This is a genomic window from Pseudomonas frederiksbergensis (genome assembly GCF_000802155.2).
Lineage (GTDB): Bacteria > Pseudomonadota > Gammaproteobacteria > Pseudomonadales > Pseudomonadaceae > Aquipseudomonas > Aquipseudomonas frederiksbergensis_A.
The window spans coordinates 42,031-58,699 of record NZ_JQGJ02000001.1; the positions used below are offsets into that span (position 1 = coordinate 42,031).

Genomic DNA, 16,669 nt, shown 5'->3' on the forward strand with positions numbered 1-16,669 from the left:
CAAGCCCTGATAACGCTGCCGCGTTATGACCCAGGTCAATCACGCGTACCTGCCGAGCGTTAAAGTGCCGGCCGTCGTTAATGACAAGAATAAGAACCGGAGTGACAGCCTATGAATAGCTTGCGCAGTGTATCGATCAGCCGACGCTTGTGGCTCATCCTGGTCGTGGCCATCGTGATGTTGTTCACGTTGGGCGCGTTTATGCTCAAGCAGATCCACACGGATCTGTATCAGGCCAAGGTGCAGAAGACCCAGCATGTGGTCCAGACCGCCAGCGGTGTGTTGAGCTACTACCATGGCCTGGAAACCGCCGGCACCCTGACCCGCGAGGCGGCGCAGAAGCAGGCCCTGAGCGCGGTGCGCGGGCTGCGCTATGACCAGAGCGACTACTTCTGGATCAATGACCTGACACCGGTCATGGTCATGCACCCGACCAACCCGAAACTCGAAGGCCAGAATCTCTCTGCCATTCGCGACCCCAACGGTTACGCGCTGTTCAACGAAATGGTCGCCATCGCCAAGGCCAAGGGCGCCGGCATGATCAATTATCTCTGGCCCAAGCCGGGCGCCGAAGCCCCGGTCGGCAAGACCTCGTACGTCAAGCTGTTCGAACCCTGGGGTTGGATCATCGGCTCCGGCGTGTACGTGGATGACGTCCAGGCAGAGTTCCAGTCCCAGTTGATCAAGGCTTCGCTGATTGGCTTGGCGATTACCCTGGTCATGGGCCTGCTCCTGACGCTGATCGTGCGCAGCATCGTTCGCCCGCTTCAGGAGACCGTCAACGCCATGGCCAATATCGCCAGTGGCGAAAGCGACCTGACCAGGACCCTGGATACCCACGGCCAGGACGAAGTCACGCAATTGGCGCGACACTTCAACGCATTCACCGCCAAGCTGCGGCAGGTGGTGAGCCAGTTGCAGGCCTCCGCCAGCGCCCTGGGACAATCGTCCAGCGAACTGGGCAACGACGCCGCCCAGGCCCAGCAACGCAGCCAGCAACAATCCCAACAAATGGAACTGGTGGCGACCGCGATCAACGAAGTCACCTATGGCGTGCAGGACGTGGCCAAGAATGCCGAGCATGCGGCCAGTGAAATGCGCGACGCCGAGTCCCAGGCCCAGCAAGGCCAGGTCAACATCGACGGCAGCTTGCAGCAGATCGACCGGCTCTCGCAGACCATCGACCAGGCGGTGGAAGTGATCCGCACCCTGGCCAGCGAAAGCACCCAGATCGGCAGCGTGCTGGAGGTGATTCGCTCCATCGCCGAGCAGACCAACCTGCTGGCACTCAACGCGGCGATCGAAGCTGCCCGCGCCGGCGAGCAGGGCCGTGGCTTTGCCGTGGTGGCCGACGAAGTGCGCCTGTTGGCCCAGCGCACCCAAAAATCCACCGCCGAAATCCAGGCCATGATCGAACGCCTGCAAAACCATTCCGAAGCCGCAGTGAAGGTCATCAGCGACAGCAGCCGCGCTTCCCAACTGACGATCGAGCAGGCCGGCCTTGCGGGCGCCAGTCTCAATGCCATCGGCCAGGCCTTGCGCAATCTCAACAGCCTGAACGCCTCTATCGCCAGTGCGACCCTGCAACAGGCCCATGTGGTGGAGGACATCAACCAGAACGTCACCCAGGCCGCCGGCCTGTCCCACAGCACCGCCGTGGCCGCCGAGCAATCGAGCCTGGCCAGCGCGCGCCTCAAAGACCTGAGCGAACAGCTGAACGGGTTGCTCAAGCAGTTCCGGGTCTGAGAAGCACCCGGTGTGCGAGCCTGCTCGCGAAAACGGCGGGATATTCAGCACGGATGGACGCTGAAATCCCGCGTTCGCGAGCAGGCTCGCACACATTGATTCGGTGCTTACCTCAGGTACGTTGCCTACGTTGACCCTCCTTGCTCGCAATGGCTCAGAACCTCCAGCGCGGAAATTGGAGGTCTGCGCCCCTTAGCGTTTACAATCCCCGCCCTCTCCGACTTCCCCAAGGAACCGCCATGTCCGGGCTTGAACTGTTTGCCGCAGCCCTCGGCGTGATCGCTGTCTGGTTGACCGTCAAGCAGAACCCCTGGTGCTGGCCGATCGGCCTGGTCATGGTGCTGTTGTACAGCTGGATTTTCTTCGAGGTGAAGTTGTACTCCGACATGTTGTTGCAGGTGGTCTATGCCGTCCTGCAACTGTATGGCTGGTGGCAGTGGACCCGTGCCGGGCACGATCACGAGGGACGGCAGGTGACGCGCCTGGGCGCGCCGTCGGTGTGGCGCGGCCTGGCGATGGGTGCCGCGGGCAGCTTGATGCTGGGTGGGGCGATGGCCCACTGGACCGATGCCGCGCAACCCTGGCTTGACGCGGCGCTCACCGGGTTCAGCCTGGTTGCCCAGTGGTGGATGGCGCAGAAACGCGTGCAATGCTGGCCATTGTGGATCGTCCTCGACGTGATTTTTGTCGGTCTGTTCATCTATAAAGACCTGTACCTGACTGCAGCACTCTATGCCCTTTTTACCCTGCTGGCGGTGCAAGGCTGGCGAGAATGGCGCGCCGACCCGGCCCTGCGCGCATGAAAGTGGTGGTGCTGACCGGTCCGGAATCCAGCGGCAAGAGCTGGTTGGCGGCCCAGTTGCAGGCGCACTTCGGTGGCGTGCGGGTCGATGAATACGTGCGCCATTTCATGGAGCAGACCCAGCGCGATACCTCCCTGGCAGATATTTCCGATATCGCCGTCGGTCAATTGGCCTGGGAAGACGCCGCGCGGACACGGCAGCCGGACTTGCTGATCCTCGACACTCACTTGTTGAGCAATATCCTCTGGAGCCAGACCTTGTTCGGCGACTGCCCGGCCTGGCTCGAACCAGCCTTGCTGGCGCGCCATTACGATTTGCACCTGCTGCTCAGCCCCGAGCGGGTCGAATGGGTCGGCGATGGCCTGCGTTGTCAGCCTGCGCTCGCCGAACGGGTGGTTTTTTTCGAAGCCATCGAAGACTGGCTGGTTCGCCACCGGCAGCCCTTGGTCAAAATCGAGGGTGATTGGGCGCAGCGTCGCGAGCTCGTTTTTACCGCAGTCGCCCGGCTGCTCCAGGCGTAATGTCTCAACCCTGAAACATCGCGCCCTCGCCAAACCCGGATCCAATAACGCTTCACCTCATTTGGCCCGCTGACTGTCAAGTCATTGAAACACCTTCCCCAGACCCTGGATCCAGAGGCATACAGCGGCGGATGGCCCGTCGCCACCCGCCAGGCTTGTCTCACTTATGAAACAGGTCATGCACCGTCGACCCGCTGCGTTTTGCAACCGCTTGAAACAAAAGGTTTTTTCAAATGCGGCACAACACCTGCTCTTCCCCTTCGCAACGCTGACTAGGGCCAGCGTCCAGTGAAGAAGGAAACAATGTCATGGGGACTTTCCACGCAAGCGTAACCTGCCTGTTGATCGGCTGCGCCGCCAGCGCGACGCTCAGTCTGCCGGCCCAGGCCGAGGGCAACGGTGTCATCGTACTCAACCGCGACGTGCAACCCGTCCACATCGGTCGCAACGGCGGTAAAGACCCCTACCCGACCACCGTCAATGCCAATCCATCCGATCGGATCAACCAGGCAACCGCGAGCACTGAGCTCAGCGACGGCGAGTTCGCCGGCGTTGCCAGCGGCTCGACGATCCGCAACACCGTCACGCCCAACACCACAGGCATGCAGGGCCTCAATGTCGTGACCAACCCCAACGGCATGCCGGGCATGCGCGCCGGGCATAGCGGCGGTAGCGGCGGCGCCATCTCCGGCACCATCAACCGCTCGCTGAGTTCCGGCCTCGCCCCATTGGGCCGGTTGGCGGGAGGACAGTGAGATGAATTCGACCTGGCTCATGATCGCCCTGCTCGGCTCATCCACCGTGCTCGCCGATCCAGGCGTGGCAGTGAGCAGCCATTCGGATCTGCAGAATTCCGGCAGTCGCTATAGCGGCAATCTCAACGTCAACCAGGCGGCCGGGGACCAGATCCAGCAGACCAACACCCGCGCCATCGCCATCGGCACCGACGCCCAGGCGACCACCGTGGTGCGGCAACGCCTCGACACGCCAGCCAACCCGTCCATGAACGCCAGCGCGCGCATCGGCGGCAGCTCATTCACCAACGGCAACGGCGTGCTGGGCGTCAACCAGTCCGCTGGCGCCAACAACCAGATGGCCAATGTCATGCGAGTGGGCATCAGTGCTCAACCGCAAAGCATGGATGACAGCGCCCTTTCCCAACAGAACGTGGCGCTGGTACCGAACTCCGGAGCAACTGACACCCCAACCGGCAGTCGCCAGGTCGCCACGAGCGACCAGGCCTTCACCGGCAGCCGTGGGGTAATCCAGGTGAACCAGAGTGCCGGGGTGGGGAACCGCATGGCCAACACCCTGAGCATCCGGGTCGCTGATTGACCCGGCGCAGTAGATAAACGCAGCACATAAGAAAGTACCGACACTTAACCAACGACACGCAAGGAGAAACACCATGAAACCAACAATGGCGCTCAAACCATTGGTTTTCGCTCTCGCCGCTGTCATGGCAATGGCTGCACAGGCTGACGGAAGAGGTAACGGTCATGGCAACGGCCATGGCAACCATGGTCCCCAAGGGCCGACGCTGGAACAACTGCTCTCCATCAGCGCCGGCGCTGGGGCTACGGTGCTGGATGTGCAGAACAGCGACGGCAACGTAGTGACCAACCAGGCGACCCGAAACACCGCCGAGGCCGCTGACTCCCTCAATGGCAGCAACGGCAACATGGGCGCCAACATCGCCGCCGGCGATGGCAACCAGCAGGACAATGCCGCCGCACTGGCCACCGCCGATGAAAGCTTCATCTTCGGTAATGCGGTGGCCGCATCCAGCGCCACCCAGGTCAATAACAACAACTATGTGAAAAACAATTCAACGCAAAACAACGCCTCGCTCACCAACGCGGGCAACAACGGCTCCGGCAACATCGGCATCAACGTGACCGCCGGCAACTTCAACCAACAGAAAAACAACCTGGCCATCGCGGTGTCCGGCGGCCGGGTCGCCCAGGCCGCAGCGGCGGCTGACCAGTCTTCCACCGGCCTGGTGGTCGACAACAAGGGCGTGAAGAAGGACGAGGTCGTTACCCTCACCAGTTCCTATGAGGCTTCCGGCACCTTCAAGGCCAAAGGCAACGGCACCGTCGAAGACGACGGCGGCTGGGGCAACAAGGGCGGCTATGGTGGTGGTCACGACGATGACAAGTTCAAGTTCTCCGCCGTGGGGACCTTCGAACTGGCCGGCAGCAACACCCAGCAAGTGTTGACCCGCGACGGTTGGAAGAACCCTGTGTACAACAACGCCACCATGAGCAACTCCATGAACGGCTTCTCCGGCAACGGCGGCGCCAACGTGTCGGCGGGCGTGGGCAATCAGCAGAGCAACTCGCTGTCGATTGCTGCCGGCTGCAAGGCCTGCATGTAAAAAGCTTCCCCGTGGGAGCGGGCCCTACTCGTTCCCACGGGGGCTTTTCCGGATTTCCACTAGGCGTATCGATCATGCGAGCGAAAGCGCTTTGCCTGTGTCTGTGCTTTGCCTGCGCAAGTGAGGCAGCACAAATGCCCGTTGCCGCCCTGCCTGGCGGCATGCTCGTCTACAAACCGGTGCAAAGCGTGCGCGAACGCAAGTTCAGCGACATCGTCGAGCAGAAGACCGATTTCAGTTGCGGTGCCGCCGCGCTGGCCACCGTGTTACGCCAGGCCTATTGGCTTGACGTCGATGAAGAGCAGGTGATCAAGGGCATGCTGGTCAACGCCGACCAGGACTTGGTCCGCACCCAGGGTTTTTCCATGCTGGACATGAAGCGCTATGTGGAAACCATCGGCATGCGCGCCCGTGGTTATCGCATACCGCCGGAGAAACTCGCCGCAGTGACGATCCCCGTCGTGGTCCTGATGGACATACGCGGCTACAAGCATTTCGTCGTGCTGCAGCGATCGGACAAGCAATGGGTCTACATCGCCGACCCGGTGCTGGGACATAAACGCTACGCCCAGGACGAATTCACCAAAGGCTGGAACGGCATCGTCTTCGCCATCGTCGGCCCTGGCTATGACAAGGCCAACGCCTTGCGCAGCCCACCGCAGCCGCTGACGGCACGCAACCAGCTGGACGGCTTCAATCCGGTCAAGGATGCGGAACTGATGGATTTCGGCTTCATCCAGAGCGACTTTTTCTAAGCGCCGCACAACTGCCAAGAAAAATACAAAAGGAGCAGGATGCTCCGGGAGCGACACATGAAATGCTCATACTGGCTCACGCTGGCCTGCCTGGCCGCAACGACGTCGGGCCTTGCCCACGCCGGTTTCAAACCCATCGAAGTCAAGGACCAGGAGCTCGCCGAGCTTCGGGGCCGTTACGTCATGCCCGGACGAGTCATCAGCTTTGGCATCGTCATGAGCAGCACCTGGCGCAACGCCACTGGCGACCTGATCGGCGCGTCAAGCTCCATGCAGATCCAGGCCTCCACGGTCAAACCGGAGTTTTATGTCACAACCATCAAGCAGACCGGCAACGGCAACGCCCCGGAACACGGCAGCGGCACCGTCACCGGCGGCGCCGGCCTCGGCGCAGGCCAAGGCGTGACCCAGAGCGTGCGTGCCGCAGGCGACGGCAATATCGCGTACAACGATGTCAGCATCAACGTGAAGGAAAGCAGCCAGGCCCCGGCCCTGGCCCCCTCCCAAGGCCAATTGTTGACCCAAGGCCAGACCATCAGTGGCAGCAACGCCGCCGGCAGCGTCGCGGTCACCGCGACCGGCAGCGGCGTGCAGATGGCGATCCAGGCCAACCACAATCAAGGCAGCACACTGCAACAAGTGGCCCAGGGCGGCTTGCTGCAGAACACTCGCCTGCAGGGCAACAGCAACCTGGTCAACAACATGACCCAGCTCAACGTCGTGCTGAACAACAACGGCCCAGGCGCCGGGGCGTTGGACTGCAACCTGACGCAACTACGCGGCCTTCGTAACCTCGGATATTGATCTACGCTGATCTCCGACCATTGGGCATATAGGGACGGCATATTTCATGTATCGATCCGTATCGTTGCGCGCTGTGATGTGTTTAAGCACGATGTTCCCGGCAACCCTGCTGCAAGCTGCACCGGACCCGGACATCGAGGCACTGAAACAAGAACTTCTAGAGCTCAGGCAACGGTACGAGGTCCAGCAAAAAGCCCTGGCGGTACTCGAACAGCGCGTCCGCCAGGTAGAGGACCAACCCGCCGCCCCGCCTCCCAAGCGCCTGGCCAAGTCCCCGGCCGACATGAAAGGCAACCAGGGCGTGGCGGGCAACGGCTCGGCGACCGCAGGAGGCAGCGGCTACGGGCAATCCCTGGCCGACGATTCGCAGCCGGCCCAGAGCGTCTCCAACCTCTACGACGAGGCCAGCGGCTTCTTCGGCGGCGGTAAATTCAGCTTCGAAACCGGCGTGACCTACTCGCGCTACGACTCGCGGCAACTGATCCTCAACGGTTTCCTGGCCCTGGATTCGATTTTCCTCGGCAATATCAACCTCGATCGGATCAAGGCCGATACCTGGACGCTGGACCTGACGGGCCGCTACAACTTCGACAATCGCTGGCAGTTCGACCTCAACGTGCCGGTGATCTACCGCGAGTCCACCTATCAATCCGGCGGTGCCAATGACGGGGCCGCCGGGGTGACCAGTGAAGAAACCGTCACCCGCGACCCGAACATCGGCGACGTCAATTTCGGCATTGCCTACAAATTCATGGATGAATCGGTCAGCAGCCCGGATGCGGTGGTGACCCTGCGCGTCAAGGCGCCCACCGGCAAGGATCCGTTCGGCATCAAGCTGCGCCAGTCCCAGGCCAACACCAACCTCTTCGTTCCTGAAGACTTGCCAACTGGCAACGGTGTCTGGTCGATCACGCCCGGAATTTCCCTGGTCAAGACGTTCGATCCTGCGGTGCTGTTCGGCAGCCTGTCCTACACCCACAACTTCGAAGAGTCCTTTGACGACATCAGTTCCACCGTCAATCAGGAAGTGCCTGGCAAGGTGCGGATCGGCGACAGCTTCCAGATCGGCGCGGGCATCGCCTTTGCCCTGAACGAAAAGATGAGCATGTCGTTCTCGGTCTCTGACTTGATCCAAAAGAAAAGCAAGCTCAAGCAGGACGGCGGGGATTGGGAGTCGGTTACGTCCAGCGACGCCAATGCCGGCTATTTCAACATCGGCATGACAGTTGCCGCCAGCGACAACCTCACCATCGTGCCCAACCTGTCCATCGGACTGACCGACGATGCGCCGGATTTCACCTTCAGCCTGAAATTCCCTTACTACTTCTGAGGAAGGCTGCCCCCGCAATGTATCCACTGTGGGAGCGGGCCTGCTCGCTCCCCCTTGGTTATCGGGACGCTATTCAGCGAATCTGATGCTTGTGCAGCAGTCGATAGAAGGTAGGCCGCGACACGCCCAGCACACGGGCCGCCACGCTCAGGTTGTCGCTGTGGCGATTGAGCACATCGCTCAACGCCTGGCGCTCGGCGCGGGTTTTGTACTCTTCCAGGGTGGCCATCGGTGCGGCGACGCCCTGATGGCTGGCAAGACCCAGGTCCCGGGCTTCGATCTGCCGCCCTTCCGCCAACACCAGGCCACGACGAACGCGGTTGGCCAGCTCGCGCACGTTGCCGGGCCAGTCGTGCATGCCCATTGCCACCAGGGCGTCCTCGCTGAAGCTGCGCGGGCGCCGGCCGGTTTCGTGGCTGTAGAAGTGGGAAAAATGGCTCGCCAGCATCGACAAATCACCGTGGCGTTCGCGCAACGGCGCCATCACGACTTGCAGGACATTCAAGCGATAGTAGAGGTCTTCTCGGAAACGCCGTTGCTTGATGGCCGCCTCCAAATCCACATGAGTCGCCGCCAACACCCTGACATCGACGGCAATCGGCTGGCTCCCGCCGACCCGCTCGATGTGTTTTTCCTGGAGGAAACGCAGCAGGTTGGCCTGCAACTCCAGTGGCAAATCGCCAATTTCATCGAGGAACAGCGTGCCGCCGTGGGCGGCTTCGATCCGTCCGATCTTGCGTTGATGGGCACCGGTGAATGCGCCCTTCTCATGGCCGAACAATTCGGACTGGATCAGATGCTCCGGAATAGCGCCGCAATTGATAGCAATGAACGGCTTGTTGCTCCGATGCGACTGGCGATGCAGGGTGCGCGCCACCAATTCCTTGCCCGTACCGCTCTCGCCACGAATCAGCACGGGCGACTCGGCCGGCGCCAGCTTGCTCAGTAACTTGCGCAGCTCGCGAATCGGCTTGCTGTCGCCCAGCAATTCATGTTCCGGCTGATTGATGTGGACCGAACCCTGCCCCCGCAATCGCGCCATGCCGAACGCGCGACCCAACGTCACCTGGACCCGGGACACATCGAACGGCAGGGTATGGAAGTCAAAGAACCATTCGCAGACAAAGTCCCCGACGTTCTGCAGGCGCAGCACTTCCTGGCTGAGCACGGCGATCCACTCAGTCCCGCTGCGGCTGATCAGCTCCTTGACCGCTTCCGGCCGCTCCAGATGAAACGGCTGCAAACGCAGGAGACCCACATCGCAACTCCGATCGCCGGCATGTTCGAGGGAACAGCTGTCGACATCCCAGCCAATGGCGCGCAGCCCCGGCATGAGGCGATGGCAATCATCGCACGGGTCAACCACGAGAAGGCGACGCAACGCACTGGCTTCGATCATGACTGATCCTTGGCGCCAAAATAAGGAAATATGATTAGAAACAGGCGTTTGGCGAACCTGCATGTAACAGTAGCAAGAAGTTGACACTTGCTTGTATCGATTAGTTATTGGCGCAATCAGGAACTGGTTATAAGAGAGGCGTTTCGTTAGTTGGCGCTTATCGAATCTTTCAGCACCCTTTCAAACAAAAGCCGAAAAGGCGGGTCTGAAAGAAAATCGAAATTTATTCAAAGATTGTGTGACCCGGCCCCGGGTTCGGGACATCAGTACAAGTAACCAGCCGCACGGTATGCCCAACCGACGGCACATCATTTGATTGGGCACCCTTGAGAGATAACGCCATGAACGCCCCGCTCCGTATCAACGAAGCTCTTTTGATTGCCGACCGCGCATTCCGTCCTTTCCAATGCGTGGCCTGGGCCCCACAAGACGGTAACGGTGAACTGAGCCTGACCGTCATCGACCGCACCAACACCCATATCGGTCGCACCCAGATCCCAAGCAGTGCCTACACTGATCCCGCTCAATTGGCCGACCTGTTGAAACAGGCCCGTGCCGAACTGAGCCAGGAAGGCTACAAACTTCAATCCTGGTCGATGCCTGAATAAAACCCTGCGAACAAGATATTTGAATTGTTCGGTTGCAGTCCAAGCAAGAGGCCAATTTCAACGTACTGAAAGCTGACAGCAGTTCATGTCGGCTTAAGCGTTGAATATTGGCCTTTTGATTGTATCGATCTATCTGCGCCGCTGAATCACGCCAAATCGCAGGACGGCCATGCCCATCAGGGCCGACAGAATGGAGCCTGACAAGACACCGACCTTGACTTCATCCATGAGTCGCTGAGATTCGGGAAATGCCAGATTTCCAATGAACAGACTCATCGTGAAGCCGACTCCGCACAGTAACGACACCCCATAGATCTGACGCCACGTAGTTCCGGCTGGGGCTTGAGTCAGCCCTGTCTTGATCGCTATCAGCGCGAAAGTGAAAACGCCGGCCTGCTTTCCAAACAATAATCCCAAGGCGATTCCCAACGGTACCGGCCCCAACAGGTGATCTACTGTGACATCACTTAGGGATACACCCGAGTTGGCGAAGCCGAAGATCGGCAAGATGATGAAGGCCACCCAGGGGGACAAGCTGCGTTCAAGTCTTTGCAAAGGAGAGTCGTCCCCCTCTGCGTCCTTGTTCAAGGGAATGCAGAATGCAACCACGACCGCGGCGAGCGTCGCATGGATGCCGGACTTCAAGACCAACCCCCATAACAATGTTCCGAGTATCAGATAAGGCAGCAACCGCGTCACCCCGGCCTTATTCATGAGCACCAACAAGGCGATCACGGCGGCCGAAGCAAGCAGCATGGAGACATCCAGGCCGGCGGTATAGAAGAGCGCAATAATGGCTACCGCCCCGAGATCATCGATGATGGCCAAGGCGGATAAAAATATCTTCAGCGAGGTCGGCACTCTGCCGCTCAACAAGGACAGCACACCCAGTGCAAACGCGATGTCCGTGGCGGTCGGAATCGCCCACCCTACCAACGTCTCGGAAGAACCTCGATTAATGCAGACGAATAGGATCGCCGGTACGATCATTCCCCCAAGGGCCGCGAGGCCAGGCAGCGCCCTCTGGCTCCATCCACAAAGCTGCCCTATCAAGGCTTCGCGCTTGATTCCCAGGCCTACCATGAGAAAGAAGACTGACATCAGCGCATCGTTTACCCAATGCTCCATGGACATTCCAAGGAAAGAAGCCTCAAGCCCCCTCTCATAACTTGAATAGAGGGGACTATTGGCAACGATCAATGCTGCAAGTGCCGAGAGCATCAGCACGATGCCACCAGCAGGCTCCCAACTCATAAAGCGAATCAGCAGCGCAGGTGCGCGCAGGTTGGCATCCCGAGTTAACCCATTTCCCATCCACCCCTCCGAAGCTCTCTACCGATGCACAACGCTTCATGGAATCCATTTTCCCAACGGCGACGTGCCTGTGACTGGCCACCTTTAAGCGTCTGAGTCCCCCAAACAACAAACAGTTTCTCCACGCTTGGAAATGAATGCACGATAGCGCTGGACCTTGCGATATACAGGTTGTGTAGAATGGCAGCGAGGGTGTCACCGCAAAAACGCGGCAGGACAGGTTTAATCAAGCGAAGGTCGGGCCGCCAGCGCGGAGTAGTCGTGCCTATGAGTGCAGAACCGTCGCGCCTGAATAAAACCGACAAGAATCGTGAGTCAGCGTCCGCCCGGGCTTTTCTGTCCAGATTTTTCGCCGCAGAGTCAGCAGGAGGCCTGGTGTTGATGGGCGCTGCTTTGGCTGCCCTCGTGGTTGCGAACTCGCCATTGTCAGCCGACTACTTTTCTTTGCTGAAAATCCATTTCCTCGGGCTTTCAGTCGAGCACTGGATCAATGACGGCCTCATGGCAGTGTTCTTTTTGCTGGTGGGCCTTGAGATCAAGCGTGAAATGCTGATGGGTCAGCTTTCAAGCTGGGGCCAGCGCTCCCTTCCCGGATTCGCCGCGCTTGGCGGGATGTTGTTCCCTGCCTTGATCTACCTCATGGTCAATTGGGGCAGTGCAGAAACGATGAGTGGATGGGCCATTCCGGCAGCCACCGACATCGCGTTTGCTTTAGGCGTGTTATCGCTGCTGGGCAAGCGTGCCCCTCTTTCCTTGAAGGTCTTCCTTTCGGCGCTCGCGATCCTCGATGACCTTGGAGCCGTCCTTATCATCGCGCTGTTTTATACCAGCGATCTATCCATCACCATGTTACTGGCTTCGCTGGGAGCAACTGTCTTGCTGGTTGCGCTCAATCGATGCGGCGTCCGGAGACTGTTCCCCTATCTGCTTGTCGGTGCCCTGCTGTGGTTCTTCATGCTTAAGTCCGGCATCCATGCGACGCTGGCCGGCGTCATTCTTGCCTTCTTCATTCCGTTGGGTAACCCCGTGGAGGAACGCAAGTCACCGCTGCTCTATCTCGAAGAGAAAATGCACCGCTGGGTAGCTTTCGCAATCGTGCCCATCTTTGGTTTCGCCAATGCCGGCGTCTCGCTCGCCGGAATCACGCCGCACAACCTGATCGACCCGGTTCCGCTAGGTGTAGCGCTGGGGCTGCTGCTCGGCAAGCAACTCGGGGTGTTCGGCCTGGCAACGCTGGTCATCCGTTGTGGCTTGGCCAGGCTTCCTGAGGGGGCCAGCTGGATTCAGCTTTATGGGGTTGCGCTGCTATGCGGGATCGGATTTACCATGAGTCTGTTCATCGGTGCCCTAGCCTTCCCAGGCGCCCCCCACTTGGTGGACGAAGTTAAAGTGGGAGTGCTCTTGGGCTCCACTCTGGCAGCCATTCTGGGGATCATCGTCCTGATGGCAGCGAACGCTCGAAAGTCGCGGACCTGAACCGCAATAGCAGCACCTGGATGCGCCCTGCCAAGGGCGCATCCAATGCCATTGCGCAATACCAGGCCCGAGGGGAGCCGTCGGGGTTCATCGCGGCAGGATGTATCGCTCGATCGCCAACGCCGCGCCATCCTCGGTGCTCGCTGCGGTGACAACATCGGCCTGGCGCTTGATCGCTTCTTCGGCCTGCCCCATCGCGATCGACAGCCCCGCGCGGTGAAACATCGCCGGATCGTTGCCTCCATCCCCCATGGCGGCGGTCTGCTCCAACGGCACGCCGAGGAATTCAGCCAGGGTCGACAGCGCCTCCCCTTTGTTGGCCTTCATTGCCGTCACGTCCAGGTAGATCGGCTGCGACCGCGACACTTGGGCCTGGCCCTTGAGCAGCGGGTGCAGGCGCGCCTCCAGTTCGACCAGCAGATCGGTATTGGCGCTGGTCGCAACGATTTTATCGATGCGCTCCAGATAGGGTTCGAAACTGTCCACTTCGACAGGCGGATAACCCAGGCCACGGGTTTCCACCGGCACCATCGGCCCGTTGGCGTCGCGTACCAGCCAATCACCGTCGGCAAATACCCAAACCTCGATGCCCGGCTGATCGGCGTACAGCGCAAGCGTCGTCAGCGCGGCCTCGGGTGGCAGGTAATGAACGGCCAAAAAACTGCCGTCCGGATGCACCAGCGTACCGCCATTGAACGCGGCGGTGGGCAGGTCGACGCCCAATGCCTCGATCTGCTGCAACATCGCCCGTGGCGGCCGCCCGGTGGCGAGGCTGAACAACACGCCGGCCTCACGCAACGAGCGGACGGCGGCGACAGTGCGCTGGTTGAGGCTGTGATCAGGCAGCAACAAAGTACCGTCCATGTCACTGAGCAAGAAGCGAATGGGAGGTTTCAGTTGATTGCTCATCCGAGGCCATGCCAGACGCGACCGTCGCGAGTCAGTAAAGCGTCGGCGGCCGCAGGGCCATCCTCACCGGCCTTGTACGGCTGCACCGTTGCGTCCTCTCGCCACGCGTCAAGGAATGGCTGCACCGCGCGCCAGCCGTTCTCTATATTGTCGGCGCGCTGGAACAACGTCTGGTCGCCCGTCAGGCAATCGTAGATCAAGGTCTCGTAACCCGTAGACGGCTGCATTTCGAAGAAATCCTTGTAGGCAAAACCCAGTTCGATATTCGCCATGTCGAGGGCCGGGCCGGGCCGCTTGGCCAGCAGGTCGAACCACATGCCTTCGTTGGGCTGAATCTGGATTCTGAGGTGCGTAGGTTGCAATTCGTCGACCTCAGTGTCGCGAAACTGCGCGTAGGGCGCTGGCTTGAAGCAGATGACGATTTCCGTGTCGCGCACGCTCATGCGCTTGCCGGTGCGCAAATAGAATGGCACGCCGACCCAGCGCCAGTTATCGATCATGACCTTCAGGGCGACATAGGTTTCAGTGTCGCTGTCGGCCGCGACGTTGGTCTCCTCGCGGTAACCCTTCACCGCGTTGCCGCCCACTTCCCCGGTCGTGTATTGGCCACGGACCGAATTGGCGCGCGCCTGCTCCACCGACCAGGGGCGGATCGCCCCCACCACCTTGGCCTTCTCGCCACGCACCGCGTCGGCACCAAAGGCGGCGGGCGGCTCCATGGCAACCATCGCCAATAGTTGGAAAAGGTGGTTGGGCACCATGTCCCGCAGGGCGCCGGTATGTTCATAGAAACTGCCACGGGTTTCGACGCCAACGGTCTCGGCGGCGGTGATCTGCACGTGGTCGATGTAGTGATTGTTCCAGAACGCCTCGAACAGGCTGTTGGAGAAACGGCTGACGAGAATGTTCTGGACCGTCTCCTTGCCCAGGTAATGGTCGATCCGATAGATCTGTTTCTCGCTCATGACCTTGAGCAGACAGGCGTTGAGTGCCTCGGCGGTTTGCAGGTCGGAGCCGAACGGCTTTTCGATCACCACACGCCGGAAAGCATCATCCTGTTCGTGAAGCAGCCCGGCTGCGCCGAGGCGGCGGACCACTTCACTGAAAAAACGTGGCGCGGTCGCCAGGTAGAAGACCGCGTTGCCAGTGCCGCTGGCGGCGATTTTCGCCGCCAGCGCTTCGTAGGTGCTGTCGTCGAGGAAGTCACCCTGGACGTAACTGATGCCTTGGGCCAGCCTGGCCCATAGCGCCGGATCGAGCGCCCGTTCGGGATCGCCGCCCTTGCTCGCCGCTTCGTTACGAATGAAATCCTCGAGCTTCTTCGCAAAATCCACATCGCTGATAGCGTTGTGGTCGACACCGATGATCTGCAGGCCATCCCCCAACAGCCCGTCACGACTGAGGTGGTAAAGCGCCGGCATGAGCAAGCGCTTGACCAGGTCTCCATGTGCACCGAACAGGAACAGCGTGGTCGGTGGCGCAGGTTCTGCCTTGGATTTCCTGCCGATCGAGGTCATTTTTTCGGTGTCTCCACGTGGCCGCCGAAGCCGAAGCGCATGGCCGAGAGCATCTTGTCGCCATAGGTGGCCTGCTGGCGGGAGCGGAAGCGGGCGAACAGCGAACTGGACAACACCGGTACCGGCACCGCTTGCTCGATGGCCGCCTCGATGGTCCAGCGCCCTTCCCCGCTATCGGCCACTTCGCCGGAGAAGCCATCGAGCTTCGGATCGCTGGCCAACGCATCGGCGGTCAAATCCAGCAACCAGGATGAAACCACGCTACCGCGGCGCCAGACTTCGGCGATATCGGCCAGGTTCAAGTCGAATCGCTGCTCAGGCGGCAGGCTTTCGCTGGATTTGGTCTTGAGGATATCGAAGCCCTCGGCGAAGGCCTGCATCATTCCGTATTCGATACCGTTGTGGATCATCTTGACGAAATGGCCGGACCCGGCCGGGCCCGCGTGGATGTAGCCACGTTCGGCACGATCGTCGTCGGACTTGCGATCACGGGTGCGTGGGATATCGCCCATGCCCGGCGCCAGGCTTTCGAACAGTGGGTCCAGGCGTCGGACTACATCGGCCTCGCCACCGATCATCATGCAGTACCCGCGCTCGAGCCCCCAGACGCCGCCGGAGGTGCCGACGTCGATGTAGCTCAGGCCTTTTTCCGACAGCGCCTGGGCACGTCGGATGTCGTCCTTGTAGTACGTGTTGCCGCCATCGATGATGACGTCCCCTGGCTCGAGCAATTCGCCGAGCACGTTGATCGTGTCTTCCGTGGGTGCGCCGGCTGGCAGCATGACCCAGACCGCCCGAGGCTTCTGCAGCTCGGCGACCAGCGCCGGCAGGTCCGCGACGCCCGTTGCGCCTTCCTGGCTCAGGTTTTCGACAAAAGCGGCATTGCGGTCATATACGACGGTGGTGTGCCCATTGAGCATCAGGCGCCGCGCAATATTGCCGCCCATGCGGCCCAGTCCAATGATCCCGAGTTGCATGTGCTGATGCTCCCTACTACAAATAAAGGTGTGTCAAAGGTTTAGCTCAAGGTGACTTGTGGAGGTTAGTCCAGAGCATTGCTGCATAGTTTCCGGGTAAATCGCCCGATCACAAAGGATAACGTTCAAA

At 60.4% G+C, this 16,669-nt stretch carries 16 protein-coding genes; 11 read left to right on the forward strand and 5 right to left on the reverse strand.

Going from position 1 to position 16,669, the window contains the following annotated elements; genetic code table 11:
* Window positions 1-111 precede the first annotated feature (111 nt).
* From JZ00_RS00180 to JZ00_RS00220, 9 genes are all read left to right on the forward strand, one after another.
* Window positions 112-1,746, forward strand: coding sequence for a methyl-accepting chemotaxis protein (locus tag JZ00_RS00180; protein WP_039590958.1), 1,635 nt, complete (start codon window positions 112-114; stop codon window positions 1,744-1,746).
* Window positions 1,747-1,985: 239 nt separating this feature from the next.
* A complete protein-coding gene (gene pnuC, locus JZ00_RS00185) occupies window positions 1,986-2,549 on the forward strand; it encodes a nicotinamide riboside transporter PnuC (RefSeq protein ID WP_039590959.1) in 564 nt (187 codons plus the stop codon).
* Window positions 2,546-3,070, forward strand: coding sequence for an AAA family ATPase (locus JZ00_RS00190; protein WP_039591382.1), 525 nt, complete (start codon window positions 2,546-2,548; stop codon window positions 3,068-3,070). The genes pnuC and JZ00_RS00190 overlap by 4 nt, the downstream gene beginning before the upstream one ends.
* 308 nt (window positions 3,071-3,378) lie before the next feature.
* Entirely contained in the window at window positions 3,379-3,825 is a 447-nt protein-coding gene (locus JZ00_RS00195) for a hypothetical protein (RefSeq protein ID WP_039590960.1), read from the forward strand.
* Window position 3,826: 1 nt separating this feature from the next.
* A complete protein-coding gene (locus JZ00_RS00200; RefSeq protein ID WP_039590962.1) occupies window positions 3,827-4,405 on the forward strand; it encodes a hypothetical protein in 579 nt (192 codons plus the stop codon).
* A 73-nt stretch (window positions 4,406-4,478) separates the two neighbouring features.
* Window positions 4,479-5,450, forward strand: coding sequence for a hypothetical protein (locus JZ00_RS00205; protein ID WP_039590964.1), 972 nt, complete (start codon window positions 4,479-4,481; stop codon window positions 5,448-5,450).
* Between the two features lie 74 nt (window positions 5,451-5,524).
* On the forward strand, window positions 5,525-6,205 hold the full coding sequence (locus tag JZ00_RS00210) for a C39 family peptidase (protein ID WP_039590967.1): 681 nt from the start codon (window positions 5,525-5,527) through the stop codon (window positions 6,203-6,205).
* Between the two features lie 57 nt (window positions 6,206-6,262).
* Window positions 6,263-7,009, forward strand: a complete 747-nt coding sequence (locus JZ00_RS00215; protein WP_039590968.1) for a hypothetical protein — start codon at window positions 6,263-6,265, stop codon at window positions 7,007-7,009.
* A 46-nt stretch (window positions 7,010-7,055) separates the two neighbouring features.
* Complete coding sequence (locus JZ00_RS00220) at window positions 7,056-8,339, forward strand: transporter (RefSeq protein WP_039590970.1); 1,284 nt, start codon at window positions 7,056-7,058, stop codon at window positions 8,337-8,339.
* Between the two features lie 73 nt (window positions 8,340-8,412).
* Here the strand turns inward: JZ00_RS00220 and JZ00_RS00225 are convergent, their stop codons facing one another.
* The gene (locus JZ00_RS00225) at window positions 8,413-9,738 is read right to left on the reverse strand and encodes a sigma-54 dependent transcriptional regulator (protein ID WP_039590971.1); all 1,326 of its coding nucleotides are present in this window, start codon (window positions 9,736-9,738) and stop codon (window positions 8,413-8,415) included.
* A gap of 341 nt (window positions 9,739-10,079) precedes the next feature.
* Between JZ00_RS00225 and JZ00_RS00230 the strand changes: the two genes are divergently transcribed.
* Window positions 10,080-10,346 carry a hypothetical protein gene (locus JZ00_RS00230; protein WP_030142711.1) on the forward strand — a complete coding sequence of 89 codons (267 nt, stop codon included), beginning with the start codon at window positions 10,080-10,082 and terminating at the stop codon, window positions 10,344-10,346.
* A 129-nt stretch (window positions 10,347-10,475) separates the two neighbouring features.
* Here JZ00_RS00230 and nhaA (JZ00_RS00235) read toward each other — a convergent pair whose 3' ends face one another.
* Entirely contained in the window at window positions 10,476-11,660 is a 1,185-nt protein-coding gene (nhaA, locus tag JZ00_RS00235; protein WP_039590973.1) for a Na+/H+ antiporter NhaA, read from the reverse strand.
* A 267-nt stretch (window positions 11,661-11,927) separates the two neighbouring features.
* Here nhaA (JZ00_RS00235) and nhaA (JZ00_RS00240) point away from each other — a divergent pair, with 267 nt between their 5' ends.
* Window positions 11,928-13,136 (forward strand): Na+/H+ antiporter NhaA, encoded by a 1,209-nt coding sequence (gene nhaA, locus JZ00_RS00240; protein WP_039590978.1) that lies wholly within the window; start codon window positions 11,928-11,930, stop codon window positions 13,134-13,136.
* Between the two features lie 87 nt (window positions 13,137-13,223).
* On the opposite strand, the gene JZ00_RS00245 is transcribed toward nhaA (JZ00_RS00240), so the two are convergent.
* Genes JZ00_RS00245 through gnd form a run of 3 tightly spaced genes read right to left on the reverse strand, consistent with a single transcriptional unit; the run spans window position 13,224 to window position 16,563 of the window.
* Complete coding sequence (locus JZ00_RS00245) at window positions 13,224-14,045, reverse strand: Cof-type HAD-IIB family hydrolase (RefSeq protein WP_039590979.1); 822 nt, start codon at window positions 14,043-14,045, stop codon at window positions 13,224-13,226.
* Window positions 14,042-15,562: a glucose-6-phosphate dehydrogenase gene (zwf, locus tag JZ00_RS00250; RefSeq protein ID WP_039590980.1), complete on the reverse strand. Its 1,521-nt coding sequence runs from the start codon at window positions 15,560-15,562 to the stop codon at window positions 14,042-14,044. Before zwf ends, JZ00_RS00245 begins: the two co-directional genes overlap by 4 nt.
* Entirely contained in the window at window positions 15,559-16,563 is a 1,005-nt protein-coding gene (gene gnd / locus JZ00_RS00255; protein ID WP_268794787.1) for a phosphogluconate dehydrogenase (NAD(+)-dependent, decarboxylating), read from the reverse strand. Before gnd ends, zwf begins: the two co-directional genes overlap by 4 nt.
* Window positions 16,564-16,669: the final 106 nt, after the last annotated feature.